The sequence below is a fragment of the Paraburkholderia sediminicola genome, from assembly GCF_046026895.1.
Lineage (GTDB): Bacteria > Pseudomonadota > Gammaproteobacteria > Burkholderiales > Burkholderiaceae > Paraburkholderia > Paraburkholderia sediminicola_C.
In genome coordinates, this window is record NZ_JAQQEU010000039.1 from 52702 (window position 1) to 68320 (window position 15619).

The 15619-nt window shown below is 65.4% G+C and carries 16 protein-coding genes and 2 pseudogenes; 9 read left to right on the plus strand and 9 right to left on the minus strand.

Features of this window, described 5'->3' with window-relative positions; all coding sequences use genetic code 11:
- Positions 1 to 79: 79 nt before the first annotated feature.
- A complete protein-coding gene (locus PQR02_RS24830; RefSeq protein WP_408237276.1) occupies positions 80 to 1525 on the plus strand; it encodes an NAD-dependent succinate-semialdehyde dehydrogenase in 1446 nt (481 codons plus the stop codon).
- A 214-nt stretch (positions 1526 to 1739) separates the two neighbouring features.
- On the opposite strand, the gene kdgT is transcribed toward PQR02_RS24830, so the two are convergent.
- The gene (gene kdgT, locus PQR02_RS24835; RefSeq protein WP_408237279.1) at positions 1740 to 2756 is read right to left on the minus strand and encodes a 2-keto-3-deoxygluconate transporter; all 1017 of its coding nucleotides are present in this window, start codon (positions 2754 to 2756) and stop codon (positions 1740 to 1742) included.
- Between the two features lie 101 nt (positions 2757 to 2857).
- Between kdgT and PQR02_RS24840 the strand changes: the two genes are divergently transcribed.
- The 4 genes and pseudogenes from PQR02_RS24840 (at position 2858) to kdgR (ending at position 5199) form a co-directional block, all read left to right on the plus strand.
- A complete protein-coding gene (locus PQR02_RS24840) occupies positions 2858 to 3232 on the plus strand; it encodes a hypothetical protein (protein WP_408237282.1) in 375 nt (124 codons plus the stop codon).
- Positions 3178 to 3411, plus strand: a pseudogene (locus PQR02_RS24845) (5-dehydro-4-deoxy-D-glucuronate isomerase); the annotation flags it as partial. The gene PQR02_RS24840 and the pseudogene PQR02_RS24845, both read left to right, overlap by 55 nt.
- A 40-nt stretch (positions 3412 to 3451) precedes the next feature.
- A pseudogene (kduD, locus tag PQR02_RS24850) lies at positions 3452 to 4222 on the plus strand (2-dehydro-3-deoxy-D-gluconate 5-dehydrogenase KduD).
- Positions 4223 to 4323: 101 nt separating this feature from the next.
- Entirely contained in the window at positions 4324 to 5199 is an 876-nt protein-coding gene (gene kdgR, locus PQR02_RS24855; RefSeq protein ID WP_408237285.1) for a DNA-binding transcriptional regulator KdgR, read from the plus strand.
- Between the two features lie 41 nt (positions 5200 to 5240).
- On the opposite strand, the gene PQR02_RS24860 is transcribed toward kdgR, so the two are convergent.
- The gene (locus tag PQR02_RS24860; protein WP_408237288.1) at positions 5241 to 5789 is read right to left on the minus strand and encodes a cytochrome b; all 549 of its coding nucleotides are present in this window, start codon (positions 5787 to 5789) and stop codon (positions 5241 to 5243) included.
- A 541-nt stretch (positions 5790 to 6330) separates the two neighbouring features.
- On the opposite strand from PQR02_RS24860, the gene PQR02_RS24865 reads away from it, so the two are divergent.
- From PQR02_RS24865 to PQR02_RS24875, 3 genes are all read left to right on the plus strand, one after another.
- Positions 6331 to 6456, plus strand: coding sequence for a hypothetical protein (locus PQR02_RS24865; protein WP_408237291.1), 126 nt, complete (start codon positions 6331 to 6333; stop codon positions 6454 to 6456).
- A 53-nt stretch (positions 6457 to 6509) separates the two neighbouring features.
- On the plus strand, positions 6510 to 6866 hold the full coding sequence (locus PQR02_RS24870) for a hypothetical protein (protein ID WP_408237294.1): 357 nt from the start codon (positions 6510 to 6512) through the stop codon (positions 6864 to 6866).
- 78 nt (positions 6867 to 6944) lie between these two features.
- A complete protein-coding gene (locus PQR02_RS24875; protein ID WP_408237297.1) occupies positions 6945 to 7193 on the plus strand; it encodes a hypothetical protein in 249 nt (82 codons plus the stop codon).
- 66 nt (positions 7194 to 7259) lie between these two features.
- Here PQR02_RS24875 and PQR02_RS24880 read toward each other — a convergent pair whose 3' ends face one another.
- The 6 genes from PQR02_RS24880 to PQR02_RS24905 form a co-directional block, all read right to left on the minus strand.
- Positions 7260 to 7511 (minus strand): hypothetical protein, encoded by a 252-nt coding sequence (locus PQR02_RS24880; protein WP_408237300.1) that lies wholly within the window; start codon positions 7509 to 7511, stop codon positions 7260 to 7262.
- A gap of 154 nt (positions 7512 to 7665) precedes the next feature.
- Positions 7666 to 9075 carry an MFS transporter gene (locus tag PQR02_RS24885; protein WP_408237302.1) on the minus strand — a complete coding sequence of 470 codons (1410 nt, stop codon included), beginning with the start codon at positions 9073 to 9075 and terminating at the stop codon, positions 7666 to 7668.
- 202 nt (positions 9076 to 9277) lie between these two features.
- A complete protein-coding gene (locus PQR02_RS24890) occupies positions 9278 to 10042 on the minus strand; it encodes an SDR family NAD(P)-dependent oxidoreductase (RefSeq protein WP_408237305.1) in 765 nt (254 codons plus the stop codon).
- 50 nt (positions 10043 to 10092) lie between these two features.
- A complete protein-coding gene (locus PQR02_RS24895; RefSeq protein WP_149670273.1) occupies positions 10093 to 10431 on the minus strand; it encodes an NIPSNAP family protein in 339 nt (112 codons plus the stop codon).
- Positions 10428 to 12215: an FAD-dependent oxidoreductase gene (locus PQR02_RS24900; RefSeq protein ID WP_408237309.1), complete on the minus strand. Its 1788-nt coding sequence runs from the start codon at positions 12213 to 12215 to the stop codon at positions 10428 to 10430. Before PQR02_RS24900 ends, PQR02_RS24895 begins: the two co-directional genes overlap by 4 nt.
- Positions 12212 to 13099: an SDR family NAD(P)-dependent oxidoreductase gene (locus tag PQR02_RS24905; protein ID WP_408237312.1), complete on the minus strand. Its 888-nt coding sequence runs from the start codon at positions 13097 to 13099 to the stop codon at positions 12212 to 12214. The genes PQR02_RS24900 and PQR02_RS24905 overlap by 4 nt, the downstream gene beginning before the upstream one ends.
- Positions 13100 to 13263: 164 nt before the next feature.
- On the opposite strand from PQR02_RS24905, the gene PQR02_RS24910 reads away from it, so the two are divergent.
- Complete coding sequence (locus tag PQR02_RS24910; RefSeq protein ID WP_408237315.1) at positions 13264 to 14154, plus strand: helix-turn-helix domain-containing protein; 891 nt, start codon at positions 13264 to 13266, stop codon at positions 14152 to 14154.
- A 28-nt stretch (positions 14155 to 14182) separates the two neighbouring features.
- Here the strand turns inward: PQR02_RS24910 and PQR02_RS24915 are convergent, their stop codons facing one another.
- Positions 14183 to 15361, minus strand: a complete 1179-nt coding sequence (locus PQR02_RS24915) for a 4-hydroxybenzoate 3-monooxygenase (RefSeq protein ID WP_408237318.1) — start codon at positions 15359 to 15361, stop codon at positions 14183 to 14185.
- Positions 15362 to 15619: the final 258 nt, after the last annotated feature.

The following is a 15619-nucleotide window of genomic DNA, read 5'->3' on the forward strand; positions in this document are numbered from 1 at the left end:
ATCCTCGGCCGCGCACCGTTCGTCCGCTTGCTCCACGACTGCGCGGCCTGTCGTTTTTTCCCATTCACAGGAACCCAGCATGGCCACTTCGAGCTATACCGATACCCGACTTCTGATCAACGGCGAATGGTGCGACGCCGCCAGCGGCAAGACCCTCGACGTCATCAACCCGGCCACCGGCCAGGCCATCGGCAAAGTGGCCCACGCCGGCATCGCCGACCTCGACCGCGCGCTCGCAGCCGCGCAGCGCGGCTTCGAAGCATGGCGCAAGATTCCGGCCAACGAGCGCGCCGCAACCATGCGCAAGGCCGCCGCGCTGGTGCGCGAGCGCGCCTCCGACATCGGCCGCCTGATGACGCAGGAACAGGGCAAGCCGTTCGCCGAAGCGCGCGTCGAAGTGCTGGCCGCCGCCGACATCATCGAATGGTTCGCCGACGAAGGCCGCCGCGTGTACGGCCGGATCGTGCCGTCGCGCAACCTCGCCGCCCAGCAGCTGGTGCTCAAGGAACCGATCGGCCCGGTCGCGGCGTTCACGCCGTGGAATTTCCCGGTCAACCAGGTGGTGCGCAAGCTGAGCGCGGCGCTCGCCTGCGGCTGCTCGTTCCTCGTGAAGGCGCCGGAAGAAACCCCGGCGTCGCCGGCGGCGCTGTTGCAGGCCTTCGTCGAAGCCGGCGTGCCGGCGGGCACGGTCGGCCTCGTGTTCGGCGACCCGGCTGAAATTTCCAGCTACCTGATTCCGCATCCGGTGATCCGCAAGGTCACGTTCACCGGCTCGACGCCGGTCGGCAAGCAGCTGGCCGCGCTGGCCGGCGCGCACATGAAGCGCGCGACGATGGAGCTGGGCGGTCATGCGCCTGTCATCGTCGCGGAAGACGCGGACGTGGCGCTCGCCGTTAAGGCGGCCGGCGGCGCGAAATTCCGCAACGCGGGCCAGGTCTGCATCTCGCCGACGCGCTTTCTCGTGCACAACAGCATCCGCGAAGAGTTCGCCGCGGCGCTGGTCAAGCACGCCGAAGGCCTGAAGCTCGGCGACGGTCTCGCGGAAGGCACGACCCTCGGGCCGCTCGCCAACGCGCGCCGCCTGAGCGCCATGAGCAAGGTGCTCGCCGACGCGCGCAAGACCGGCGCGACGGTGGCGACGGGCGGCGAACGGGTGGGCTCGGAAGGCAACTTCTTCGCGCCGACCGTGCTGACCAACGTGTCGCTCGAAGCGGACGTGTTCAACAACGAGCCGTTCGGCCCGATCGCCGCGATCCGCGGCTTCGACAAGCTCGAAGAAGCGATTGCCGAAGCCAACCGTCTGCCGTTTGGCCTCGCCGGCTATGCGTACACGAAGTCGTTCAGCAACGTGCATCTGCTGTCGCAACAGATGGAAGTCGGCATGCTGTGGATCAACCAGCCGGCCACGCCTTCGCCGGAAATGCCGTTCGGCGGCGTGAAGGACTCGGGCTACGGCTCGGAAGGCGGCCCAGAAGCCATGGAAGGCTATCTGGTCACGAAGGCGGTGTCGGTGATGTCGGCTTAAGGCCAGCCGAGGGCGGGCCGAGGCAGGCTGACGCAAGCCTGCCGGCCCGCACTGTTTCGAATCGTCACACCGGGTCCGCGAGCCTTCGCTCGCGGACCTTTTTTATTGCCATGAACGATATGCCCTGCCGTCCCATGCAGCCCACCTTGGCCGGCACGCATATATGGCCCGTTCTCGTCTCGATCAGGGACAAAACGGGCCACCTGACACTAGCTCAAACCCGCGCGTCCCGCTCATTGAGCGGCGCTGCCTGCGGCGTCGCGAAGTCCTCGCGCAACGCGTCGCGTGCGTGATGGCGACGCACCCACAGCGCGGTGAGAATCGGCACGAGGATCGCGGTCACGAGGCAAGCGGTCGCGACCATCGCGGTAGCGGCCGGCACCAGCGGCTTGAAGCTCGGAATCATGTCGCCGATGATCGCCGGGTTCGCCACCGCGGCCCCCGCCGTCGACGACGCCGCCAGCCCCGCCGCCCCATTGCCGCCCGCGATCCAGCGGTCGGCGAGAATCAGCGGAATGCCCGTCACGACGATCACCGCAAGACCGAGCACGACGCCCGGCAAGCCGCTCGTGACGATCACGTTCAGGTCGATCCCGTTGCCGAGCGCGAAGCCGAAGAACGGAATCAGCGGATGCACGCAGCGGCCGAACAGCTCGCGCAGATCGCTGTCGAAATTGCCCAGCGCGAAGCCGATCAGAAACGGCAGCACCGCGCCGACGAAGAGCCGCGGCTCGAAGAACGCGACGCCGGTCGCACCCAGAATGATCATGCTGACGAGCGGACCCGACTCGACCGACATCAGCACGAACGCGCCCGCCTCTTCCTTGGACCCGTATTGCTGCATCACCGCCGCATAGAGACCGCCGTTGGTCATGTCCATCGACGTCGTGATCGCGAGGATCGACAGCCCCGCGAACAGTCCGGTCTTGATGCCGTCCACCGGAATGAAGCGCGCCGCGATCAGCGTGACGATCCACGCCACCACCATCTTGGTGGCGAGCAGCGTGCCCGACTTGCGCAGCACGGTGCCGGTGGCCCGCAGGTCGATCGTCGCGCCCATGCAGAAGAACCACACCGCCAGAATCGGCACGGTGCCGGTGATCAGGCCGTTGGTGAACGACCCGAAGTACTTGCCCGCGCCGGGCGCGAACGTGTGGACACAGGCGCCGAGCAACAACGGCACCAGCATCAGGCCGCCGGGAATGCGGTCGATGACCTTCTTGATCTTCATGCCTCCTCCATGGACTTTGCGTCCTGTTGGTCGGGTGGATCGCCCGGGGTAAAAGTCCCGGTCTGACGGCGGACTGCTCCCTTTCGGCGCAATATAGCATCGTGAAAGGAACGCCGTTCCGTTTCAAATCCGAAATTCTGCTCATCGTTTACCCGCCTGCGACCGGCAAGACTTGGCTGGCTTGCCGCAGCGATCCAGTCTTTTCGGACCACTGTTCCGAAACCGCCATTCTGCGCTACAGTCCTGACCAGAACGGCGCTGCCCGCACACGTGCGGCAGCGCGCCCGGATCGACTCGCACGGAGACAGAACATGGAAGTGAGACAGGCCATCAACAGCGAATACGCAAAGACCCTCGACACCACCGGCCTGCGCAAGGTGTTTCTGGTCGACCAGGTGTTCGAGCGCGATGCGCTGAAGCTTTGGAAGTGTATTTCTGCTTCAACGTCGCCGACGACGCCGCCGTCTTTCACATGATGGGCGAGCCGCACGAGACGCGGCACATTCTCGTGCACAACGAGCAGGCGGTGATCTCGCCGGGCTGGTCGATTCACTCGGGCGTCGGCACGCGCGCGTACACGTTCATCTGGGGGATGGTCGACGAAAACCAGGTGTTCGGCGACATGGACCACGTCGCGGTCCGCGACCTGCGATGAAGCCGCGCAGGTTCCTTCCCGACGACCCTTTGCAAACGATATGGGCCTGAAAACCGTGAACACTTTCGATCTCACCGGCACGGTCGCCATCGTCACCGGCAGCAACAGGGGACTCGGCGCCGCGATGGCCGTCGCGCTCGCCGCCGCCGGTTGCGACATCGTCGGCGTGAGCCGCGCCGACGCCGGCACCACGCCCGCGCGCGTCGAGGCCATCGGCCGCCGCTTCGCCGACGTGCGCGCCGCTCTCGCGTCGACCGCGCCGGTCGACGACATCGTGCGCGCCGCGCTCGAGGCGTTCGGACGCGTCGACGTGCTGGTGAACAACGCCGGCATCATCCGCCGCGAGACCGCGCTCGACTTCACTGAAGCGGACTGGGACGCGGTCGTCGACGTCAATCTGAAGAGCCTGTTCTTTCTGTCGCAGGCAACCGCGCGGCAGTTCGTCAAACAGCAAAGCGGCGGCAAGATCATCAACGTCGCGTCGCTGCTGTCGTTGCAGGGCGGCATCCGGGTGGCGCCGTACACGGCGGCGAAAAGCGGCGTGCTCGGCCTCACGCGGCTGCTCGCGAACGAATGGGCCGAGCACCGCATCAACGTGAACGCGATCGCGCCGGGCTACATGGCGACCGCCAACACGGCGGCGATGCGCGACGACGCGCAGCGCAACCAGGAAATTCTCGGCCGTATTCCGGCGGGCCGTTGAGGTTCGCCGGACGATCTCGCGGGACCGGTCGTGTTTCTCGCCTCGTGCGCGTCGGACTACGTGCACGGGCATACACTGGCGATGGACGGCGGCTGGCTTGGGCGCTAGCTCGCCGCAAACGCGCGGGACACGGTATGCTCTCGCGCCTCGGCGCGTGAATTGAGGGTGCGCTGTGGCAGCGCCGCTCGGCATGAACAGGGATGACGGAAATGGCAGCAACAGGCAAACAGCGCAAACACGACGCCGCCTTGCAGGTGCAGGGCACGGATAGCCTGGAGTGCGGCAGCGGCGCTGAGCGCGGCGAATCGGCGTCGTCGATCGGCCGCGTGTTCGCGATTCTCGGCGCGATCGGCGAGAGCGGGCAGATCGGCATCAGCGAGCTGTCGCACCGGCTTGCGATGTCGAAGACCACCGTGCACCGCGTGATCCAGACGCTCAAGGCGCTCGGCTACGTGACCCAGGAAGTCGAAACCGAACGCTACCGGCTGACGATCCGTCTGTTCGAACTCGGCGCGAAGGCGCTGGAAAGTGTCGATCTCGTGCGCGAGGCCGATGTCGAGATGCGGCGCATCGGCCAGGTGACGCGCGAGGCGGTCCATCTCGGCGCGTTCGACGAAGACGCGATCATCTACATCCACAAGATCGACGCCGACTACGGCTTGCGCATGCAGTCGCGCATCGGCCGGCGCAATCCGCTGCACAGCACCGCGATCGGCAAGGTGCTGCTCGCGTGGATGGACGCGGCCGACGCGCGCGAGGTGCTCTCGCACGTCGAATTCCGCAAGTCGACGCAAAAGACGCTCACCTGCGCCGAGGCGGTGCTCAGCATCCTGCCGCACGTGCGCGAGCAAGGCTACGGCGAGGACAACGAGGAGCAGGAAGAAGGACTGCAGTGCATTGCGGTGCCGGTGTTCGACCGCTTCGGCCGCGTGATCGCCGGCCTGTCGATTTCGTTTCCGACGATGCGCTGCGGCGCCGACACGAAGTCGCACTACGTCGCGCTGCTCAAGCAGTCCGGACTCGCGATCTCGACGCGGCTCGGGTATCGCGCAGCGACGGCGCCGGAGCATGCGGCCGCCGGATAGCGGGGCGCGCTCAGCCGCGTGCGTTTAGCGCCAGGCGGTCGTCACGGCAGCATCCGCTGCAACACGCGATCCTTCAGAACGAAGCGGTGAAACAGCGCCGCCGCGATATGCAGCGCGATCAGCGCGAACAACACCCACGCCAGATAGCCATGAATGTCGCCCATCGCGTGACCGACGGACGAACCGGCCGGTGCGATCGCCGGATACGGCAACAAGCCGAATAGTCTGACCGACCACCCCCGCGACGACGCATTGGCCCACCCCAGCAGCGGCACGACCAGCAGCGCGAGATAGAGCAGACCGTGCGTGATCTGCGACACCGCGCGCAGAAACGGCGACACGTTCGCCGGTCCAGGCGGGTGCGCGAGACGCCAGACGATCCGCAGCAGCACCGCGGCGATCAGCGTGGCACCCACGCCGAGATGCCACGCGATAAGCCCTTCGGGGCGCGTGTCCTTGTGAATGTCAGGCATGGTCCAGCCGATCACGAACTGAGCCGCGATCAACGCGGCCACCAGCCAGTGAATAAATCGCGCTACGCCGCCGTAGCCCGCTTCGTCATGGCGCAAGGCGCCTTGGTCGGTTCGCATCATCATAGTTGTTTGAGCATCGAATGGCTGTCGATTGAAGGCAGCATCGCCGCATCGACGAGCGGGAATGCTGGGCGCAAATATCGCGGATGCTACGGATCGAACCTTAACAGATGCTGATGGGTTCCCTTCGCGTTGCTGCATAGCCTCGCGTCCAAAAGCGGGATGAGCACCCGCGACGTGCGAGCGACCGTCCGCGACGGCGCTAACCGTCCCCAGTCTGCAACCGAATGTTTCCGCCTGACGTGATCGCGGCGAAACACGATGCCGTGCAGTTATCGGCTGTTCGCGCGTGGATCGTTCAGCACCGACGCACACGCGCACTGCTCGACAACAGCATTCTTTTCATAGCGTGTTCAATGGCTTGCCCGTCGTCACGGCCCTCTGGCGACCGGCTGACCCGACACACCGACCTCGCCTCTACGCTGTCGTCGGCCTGTGACCGGCACATGAGCGCCGCGACACGTCCTGTTACACACAAATACAACCGAAATCGCGCCGCTCAGTAGAGTTCGGGTCACAAGCAACAGGGAACAACGCCATGAAAAAAATCTTCGCACTAGTCCTTCTCGCGGCAACGCTCGGCAGCACGTTGAGCGGCTGCATCGTGGTCCCCGACGGCGGCTATCACGCTCATGAGCATTATCACGATCACGACCACTACTAAGCGCGCGACACACAAGAGCGCTTCCTCACAATCGTAGAACCCGAGAACAAAATATGAAAAATTCACGAAACCGCTGGATGTCGCTGGCGATCGTCGCAGGTCTCGCGATCAGTGCATCGTCGGCCGCGCTGGCCCACGTCGACGTGGGTGTGAACATCGGCGTGCCGGGCGTCGCGTACGCGCCCGAACCGGTGTATGCGCCGCCTCCGCCGCCGGTCTACGCGCCGGCGCCGCCGGTGATGGTCGTGAGCCCGGGCTGGTACGGCGAGCGCTACTACGACGGCCACCGTTACTGGGAACGGCGCGAGTGGGAAGAGCGTCATCACGACCGGCGCGAGTGGCGTGACGCCCGGGGCCACGACAACGGCTGGCACGGCCATGGCGACGATCACCGGCACGGCGATCACTGATACATGGACCACGGCGGTGTCGCTGACGCCGCCGCGTCGTGCTGGCATTCGCGCCCCCTCTTTATAAGGAGCGACGATTTGCTACGCAGCGATACAAGACGAGTCTCGGCGCGCATCGATGGCGTGCTCATCTGCGCCGAATACAGCGAGCAGACCGGCCAGTTGTGTTTGCGCCAGGACGGCGCGCTGTTGCGCGAATGGTTTCCGCCGCATTCATGGATGGCGATTGCATCGGTGGCGGGTGCGCGGCATTGGGGCACGCGGCCTAGCGACGATGATCTGCTCGCGCTGCTGCGCAATGAGATGACATTGTTGCGCGTGTCATAGCGCTTGAACGGATGCGAAGCGCGCGACGAATCGTTCGTCGCGCGCTCCTTTGCCTCGTTGCGCGCATTAACGCGCGTTGTAGATGGGCGGCGAATAGGAGCTGACCGTCGTGTCAGTACCGCGACCGGCTTGCCACGTCCCGTGGCTGCCAGCCCCGTAACCGCTGCGACCGGCCTCGTCCGTGTTGCTCTGAGCGGCTGCCTGCGTCCGCGTCGCCTGTGAATCCTGCGAAACTGGCTGACCGGCCGCCTGCGCGAACGACGCAACCGGCGCGGCGAGAACAACAGCGAGAGCAACGGCTTGAATGAGCGACTTCATGAAACCACCTCCTGGGATTGTCTCGACATGCGCTGCCGACGTGACCGCCGTCGCAGCGATGAGGCCAGTGTAGGTGCCCGATAGCAGGGGATAAATCCGCTATTCCTGAATTCACTGTTGTTTTTCAGACGCACAATTGAAGCGTGCCCAGCCGTTATTTGAGCGCGACAGCGGCAACCACTCCCTCTGACGACGACTCGTCGAGCGGCACGCGCCGCATCATCAGGAACACGCCGCTCGCCGCGATTACCGCCGGCACGGCCAACAGGCTGAACACCGCGCCGAACTGCCAGCCCAGCCCCATCAGTGCCGCGCCGACCAGCGCGCCCGCCACGCCGCCAATGCGGCCTATCCCCAGCATCCACGCCACGCCGGTCGCGCGCGCCCGCGTCGGGTAGAAGCTCGCCGCGAGCGCCGACATCGAGGTGACCGCGCTGGTGGTCACGGTGCCGGTGAGGAAGATCAACGTGCCGAGCCAGACCTGGTGACCGACCCCATGTCCGACGAACAGCACCAGTAACCCCACCAGCACATACGTCATCGCGACTACGCGATGACCGGCGAAGCGGTCCATGATCCAGCCGACGCACAGATTGCCGAGCACGCCGCCGAGCGGAAAGAGCGACGTCATCAACGCGGCCTTCTCGCCGGAGAAACCGGTGTCCTTGAAGAGAGTGGGCAGCCAGTTGGTGAGCAGGTAGTAGATCAGAAGCCCCATGAAATACGCGAGCCACAGCATCAGCGTGCCGAAGCGGTAACGCGACGACAGCACGACGGCGAGCGCCCACTGAGCGCGCTCGCCTGGCTTGCCCGCGCCGGGCGCCGCGGCTTCGCGGCCGGCGCGCGCATCGAGCGCGATGAAGCGGCATCCGTCGAAGCGGCTGTGCGGCGCAATACGCCGCAGGATACGGGCGATGCGCTGATCCGCGCGCCTGCGCACGGCAAGAAACTGCACCGACTCCGGCAGCATCAGAATGAGCAGCACGCTCAGCACGATCGGGCCGACGCCGCCCGCCACCAGCACGCTGGGCCAGCCGAAGTGCGGAATCAGCCACGCGGAAGCGAGACCGCCCACCGCCAGCCCGCACGAGAATCCGCAGAACATCGCGTTCACCGCGACCGCGCGGATGCGCGCCGGCGCGTATTCCGACATCAGCGTGACCGCATTCGGCATCGCCGCGCCGAGACCGAGCCCGGTGAAAAAGCGCAGCATCGTCAGCGACTCGATCGACGTCGCGCGAGCCGCCGCGAGACTCCACACGCCGAAGAAGAACACCGACCACACCAGCACCATCTTGCGTCCGATCCGGTCCGCGCAAGGTCCGGCGGCGAGCGCGCCGATGCCGAGGCCGACCAGCGCCGCGCTCATCACCGGGCCGAGCGAGCTGCGCGCGATCCCCCACTGCTGCACCAGCGACGGCGCGATGAAACCGACCGCGGCCGTATCGAAGCCATCAGCCGCGACCACCAGAAAGCACAGCACCAGAATCGTCCATTGAAATGGCGAGAAGCGCTGTTCGTCGATGAAAGCCTGCACATCCACACTGCGTTCGGCGCTGGTCATTTGACGTCTCCTTGCGCATCGAGCGCACCGGTTGCGGGTTCGTACAGACGCAGAGCGTCCGCCCTGCCTGGTTGGGGCTGTTTCATTACGATGTCTCCATGAGAGGAAGAGTGGATTTTTATTATTCGGATTACTACGGATCACGCGAATAGCGGTCCTTGTGCGGCACCCGCTCGCGGCCCGCGTGCGCGGTTGGCGCGAACTAGTCGTTCGCCGCGCCATACGCGTGCCAGCCGCCGTCCACGCTCAGCACCGTGCCGGTGATGTAGCTCGCAGCGTCCGACGCGAGAAAGCCGATTGCGCGCGCGATTTCATCCGGGCGCGCGAGCCGGCCCATCGGCGTGCGCCGTTCGATTGCCTGCAGATTCATCTGGCCGTTGCGCTTGAGCGTCTCGACCAGTTCGGTGGCGACGTAGCCCGGCGCCACCGCGTTCACGCGGATACCGTCACGCGCCCATTCGCAGGCCAGCGAACGGGTCATCGCGGCAATGCCGGCCTTCGCCGCGCCATACGCATTGCGGTGCGGGATGCCCGCAAGCCCCGCGATCGAACCGAGATTGACGATCGCGCCGCTGTGCTGTGCGAGCATCACTCGCGCGGCCTCACGGCACGCGAGGAAAGTGCCGCGCACATGGATGCCGAGCAGCCGGTCGAAGGCGTCGACGCTCTGGTCGATGGTCGGATGCGGCTGATCGCTGTTGCCCGCGTTGTTGACCAGCACGTCGATCCGCCCGAAGCGTTCGACGCACGCATCGATCAGCGCGCGCACGTCGGCTTCGACGGCCACATCAGCGCCGATGCCGACGTGCGCCACACCCAGTTCACGGGCGCGTTCGCGAGCACGGTCCGCATCCATGTCGGCGACGGCCACGTCATAGCCGTCCTGCGCGAAACGTCGCGCGGTCGCCCAGCCGATGCCGTTTGCGCCGCCCGTCACGATCGCGACGCGCCGTGTTTGATCGTTCATGTTCTGTCTCCTCCTTCAGTGATGCGCGTGCTGCTACGGCACGCGTCCCGCTAACGAAGCATCGCCAGGCTCCTGAAATCGACGCGCCTGATGATCCGGCTTTCCTGCGCGACGATCAGATGCGCCGATGCCTGCAGATAAGCGGGCCATTCGGGATCGGCATCGCGCGCGGTGCGGCGCTGGTCGTAGTCGGCGATGCTCTCGTAGCCCCACAGATGCACGACCTGGTTCAACGCGCCAATGTCGCTCATATAGAAGCCGACCGGCGCACCGAGATACTTCACCTGGATCGGCATGGCGAGGCGATCGAACACGTCGATGAATTCCGTCATGCCGCGCGGGCGGATCGTATAGATGCGGTGATCGACAAAAGGCTTGCCGCTGCTCATGTGCCTGTCCTCAATCCAGTTCTGGTTGCGCCGGCCTCGGCGTCGCCTGGCGAATTCGCGCCGCTGGCGCCGACGCCCGCCAGCTGCCGGCCGGTGATATAGCCGAAGGTCATGATCGGGCCGAGCGTGATGCCCGCACCCGGATAGTTGCCGCCCATCACGCTGGCGCGATCGTTGCCCACCGCGTAGAGACCGGCAATCGGCGCGCCGGCTTCGTTCAGCACCTCGCCCGTCACCCGGGTCGAGATGCCGTCGAAGGTGCCGAGATCGCCCATCACCACCTTCAGCGCGTAATACGGTCCGCCGCCGATCGGCGCGACGCATGGGTTGGGCCGCTGTTCCGGGTCGGCGAGGTAGCGGTTGAACGAGGTCGTGCCACGGCCGAACTCCGGGTCTTCGCCTCGCACCGCGTCCGCGTTGTAGTGTTTCACCGTCGCTTCCAGCGCCGCGCCATCCAGCCCCGCGTTGCGCGCGAGTTCGGCGAGCGTGCGGCCGGTGTTCAGATAGCCGTTGCGCAGCAGCGGCCCGAGCGGGACCGGCGCGGGCTTGGCGAATCCGAGCCCGTATTTGCGGATGGTCGCGCGATCGCAGATCAGCCACATCGCGGTTTCGCGCTCGTTAGCGCACGCTTCGATCATCGCCGCGCCGACGTCGTGATACGAATTCGCTTCGTTCGTGAAGCGCTTGCCCGCGCGTGTCACGCCGATGATGCCAGGTTTGTAGCGATCGAGCAGATGCGGAAACACGCCGACGCTGCCGTCGCGCATCGGCACGCGCGAGACCGGCATCCAGGCCGCGGGCTGCGGGTAACGGATCGCCACTTTTGCGCCGAGCCGCTCCGCCATGCCGACGCCGTCTCCGGTATTGCCGGGCGGCACCGGCGACACGTGTTCGCCGCCGCGCCGCACATGCGGATACGCTTGGGCGATGCGCGCCACGTCGTGCGAAAAGCCGCCGCATGCCAGCACGACTCCGCGCCGCGCGGCAATGCGCATCTCGCCGTCCGGTGCGCTGACGAGCGCGCCCGTCACGCGTTGGCCCGCAACGGTCAACTCGCGCGCCGCGGTGTTCGTGTGAATCGGAATGCCGAGGTCGAGCGCGGACTTCGCCAGCCGCGCGGCGAGCGCGTTGCCGCTCGTCACCTGCACGCCGCGCCGGTACAACGCAAGATCCTTCAGATGGCTGGCGAGTCGCTTCGCCACGTACAGCGCGGAAGTCGGCGAGCGCGTCGCGTTGAAGAAGTGCTTCAGGTCCGCGTTCGACGAGTTGAACATCATGCCGATGAAGGTGATCGTCTTCAGCGGCGGCCGCAGACGCGCGATGTCCTTGCCGAGCGCGCGCGCATCGAACGGCGCGGCCACCACCGAACGGCCGATATCCACGCCGCCGCCTACGTTCGGGTGATAGTCCGGATACAGCGTCGGCACGAATTTGACCTTGGTCTCGCGCTCGAAGAAGTCGAGCATTTGCGGACCGGTATCGAGAAACGCGTCGACTGCGGCTTGATCGAAACATGCACCGGTCTCGTTGCGCAGGTAGGTCAGCGCCGCTTCGCGCGTGTCGCTCACCTGGTTACTGTTCGCGTGACGATTGCCCGGAATCCACAGCACGCCGCCGGAAAACGCGGTCGTGCCGCCGAAGAACGGCTCCTTCTCGATCACGATCACGTCGAGCCCGTGCTTGCGCGCGGTGATGGCCGTCGCAAGTCCGCCCGCGCCCGAGCCGATGACGAGCACGTCGCAGGTCAGCGCGGCGTTGCGTGGTGCACGTATCGCGTTAGTCATGATGCGCGTCCTTGTGCGAGGGCCTGACGGGCGACCGGAGCAGCCGCTGTGGCTTCGAAGCCGGGCCGCGGCACGAGGTCCATCAGCATGCTTTCGAGTCCGCCGTCGACGACGATCTCAGCGCCGTTCACATACGCGGCGCGAGCACTGGCGAGAAACGCCACGACATCGGCGATGTCGCCCGGTTCGCCGATGCGGCGGCTGGCCGTCATCGCGCTGCGGCGGCGCTCGATATCGCCGTGCTCATAGAACGCAGCGGACAGCGGCGTGCGGATCATCCCCGGACACACCGTGTTGCTGCGGATGCCGCGCGGCCCCCACTCCGCGGCGAGTTGCTTCGACAGCATCGCGACGCCGGCTTTGCCGGGGCTATAGGCGCCGCTGTAAGTTTGCGGATGATGCGCGGCCACCGAAGCGACATGCACGATCGCGCCCGCGCCCTGCTTCAACATGCCGTGGCCGAACTGCTGCGAGCACAGCATGTAGCCTGTCAGGTTCACGCGCAGCATCGCGTTCCATGCATCCAGTCCGATCTCTTCGATGCCGCCCGGACGCAGCAGTCCGGCGTTGTTCACGAGGACATCGGCCACGCCGAGTGCCGACTCGACGCCGATCACCGCGCCGCGCACGCTGTCGATGTCGCCGATGTCGCAAGCGAGCGCGAGCGCCTCGACGCCATTCGCGTTCAGGCTTTGCGCGAGTGCACGGCACTTTTCCTCGTCGCGATCGAGCAAGGCCAGGCGCGCGCCCGCATTGCCGAGCACCTGAGCGATTGCGCTGCCGATACCGCCTGCCGCTCCGCTCACCACGCAGACTTTGCCTTCGAGCGCCAGCCAATGCTGTGCGTCTGCTGCACCACGACTCCCGTCGATTTGATTAGTCATCCGAATCTCCATGATTTTGATCGTCGGCACGATGCGCTGGCCGGCTTCGCCGCCGCGCCATTCAGCGCGCCTTTCATGGAAAAAAGTATAGCTACGCGAGTGCGGCTGAAATTGGACAAAGGCAGCGCATCGCAGGACAATTCGCACATAGGAGACAAAACGGCATGGGTAAAATCCCTAACTACGACTTGTATGGAGAGTCGGCGCGGCCGCCCTGGTACGACGCGTTCAATTTCGAATGGATCGTGGAGCGCAGCCGTCCCAACGACTGGCATATCGCAGCGCACCGTCACGACGCGCTGCTGCAGATTCTCTATATCCGCGGCGGCACGGGTCACGTGCTGGTCGAAAGCGAGAAGCTCGCGATCGAACCGCCGTGCATCGTGCTGATTCCCGCGCAAACCGTGCATGGATTCGTGTTTTCGCCGGAAATGGACGGGCTCGTGATCACCGCTGCGCAGCGGGCGCTGGAGTCGATCTCGAAAGCCGTGTCGCCGGGTCTGTTACCGGTGCTGCAACGGCCCGCGCTGATCCCCGTGCGGTCCGAAGTCGGCGAGCGCACGCTGATGCCGTTGTTCGGCTTGCTGGAACAGGAATTTCGCGGCAGCGCGCGCGGCCATATCGCCGCGGGCATGGCGTTGATGATTGCACTTTTTGTGCAAGTGGCGCGTTTGACCGATGCCGCGTCGGCGGCCAGCGCAACGGTCAACGACCGGCGCGCGGCGCAGATCAAACGGCTGCGCGAACTCGTCGCCGCGCACGTTCGCGAACACCAGCCCATCGAGTTCTATGCAGGGAAACTCGGCGTCACGGCCGCGCAATTGGGCCGCATCTGCCGCGACGAACTTGGCCATTCGCTGCTGTCGCTCGTCAATGACCATCTGATACGCGAGGCGCAGCGCGATCTGGTCTATTCAGGCTTGACCATCAAACAGATCGCGCATGCGCTCGGTTTCGAGGATGCGGCTTATTTCAGCCGCTATTTCCGCAAGCAGACCGGCGTCACCCCTACGGAGTTTCAGGCCGCAGCGCACCGGGATTTGTCGCTCAACTAACGCCGATGCGACTTGCCTTGCGCGGTGGTTACGTCTGCGGCACGGCCACGCCGACGTAATTTTCCGCCATCGCAGTGGCCGCCGCGCGCGACGTGGTCACGTACTCCAGTTCGGCCACCTGCAACTGCTGCTCGAACGGCGACGCGCCTTCAATGCGGTGCATCATGCTCGTCATCCAGTACGAGAAATGCTCGGCACGCCAGATACGCTTGAGCGCGGTTTCGCTATAGCCGTCGAGCAGATCGGTGCAATTTTCGACGTAGAACGCGTCCAGCGCACGGGTCAGCACGCGCACGTCGGCGACCGCGAGATTCATGCCCTTGGCGCCGGTCGGCGGCACGATGTGCGCAGCGTCGCCGGCGAGAAACAGCCGACCGTGTTGCATCGTGGCCGACACGAAACTGCGCATGCCGACAATGTTCTTCTGGAAGATCTTGCCGTCGACGATCTTCTGGCCATCGTGCGAATCGACGCGTGCATGCAGTTCCGCCCAGATCCGGTCGTCGGACCAGTTTTCGACCGAGTCCTTCGGATCGCATTGGAAATACATGCGTTGCACGTTCGGCGAACGCGTGCTGATCAGCGCGAAGCCGCGCTCGTGACGCGCATAGATCAATTCATCCGACGAGGGCGGCCCTTCGCACAGGATACCGAACCAACCGAACGGGTAGACGCGCTCGTAGTCCTTGCGCAGCGCCTGCGGAATCGACGCACGCGAGACGCCCTGCGATCCGTCACAGCCGATCACGAAGTCGCATTGCAGCTCGCATGCTTCGCCTTCGTGACGATAGCGGATCGACGGCTTGTCGGTATCGATGCCGTGCAGCGACGTTTCCGACACGCCGAAACGCAGCGCACCGTTCGCGGCCACGCGCGCGGCGACCAGATCCTTGATCACTTCGTGCTGCGCGTAGACCGTGATCGAATGACCGGTGAGTCCGGTCAGATCGATACGCCGCCGCTTGCCTTCGAAGGCCAGTTCGAAACCATGATGGAGCGCGCCTTCGGCTTTCATGCGTGCGCCGACGCCGGCTTCGGTCAGCAGGTCCATCGTGCCCTGTTCGAGCACGCCGGCGCGGATGGTGGATTCGATCTGGTCCCGTGTGCGCGTTTCGAGCACGACCGACTCGATGCCGCGCAGATGAAGAAGGTGGGAAAGAAGCAGGCCCGCGGGCCCGGCACCGATGATGCCAACTTGGGTGCGCATGAGTTGTCTCCTGAACGCGTCAATTGATTGGCGCTCAGTGTGACGATCATGGGCTGTATCGTGCAATGCGATATTGTGGATAGGCTGTATCGCTTGTGGCGATAAACAGCTGATCCGCGACGGCCTCGCTGAGGGGTGAGAACGCGCGCTATCGCCCTGCTGGCGGGACTTGTGGCCCCTTTATGATTCGCACCGCGCCATCACCGAAGCTTGCGCGACCCCAAGGTAAACCCCGACCCGATCTGCTAGGCGAGAAAC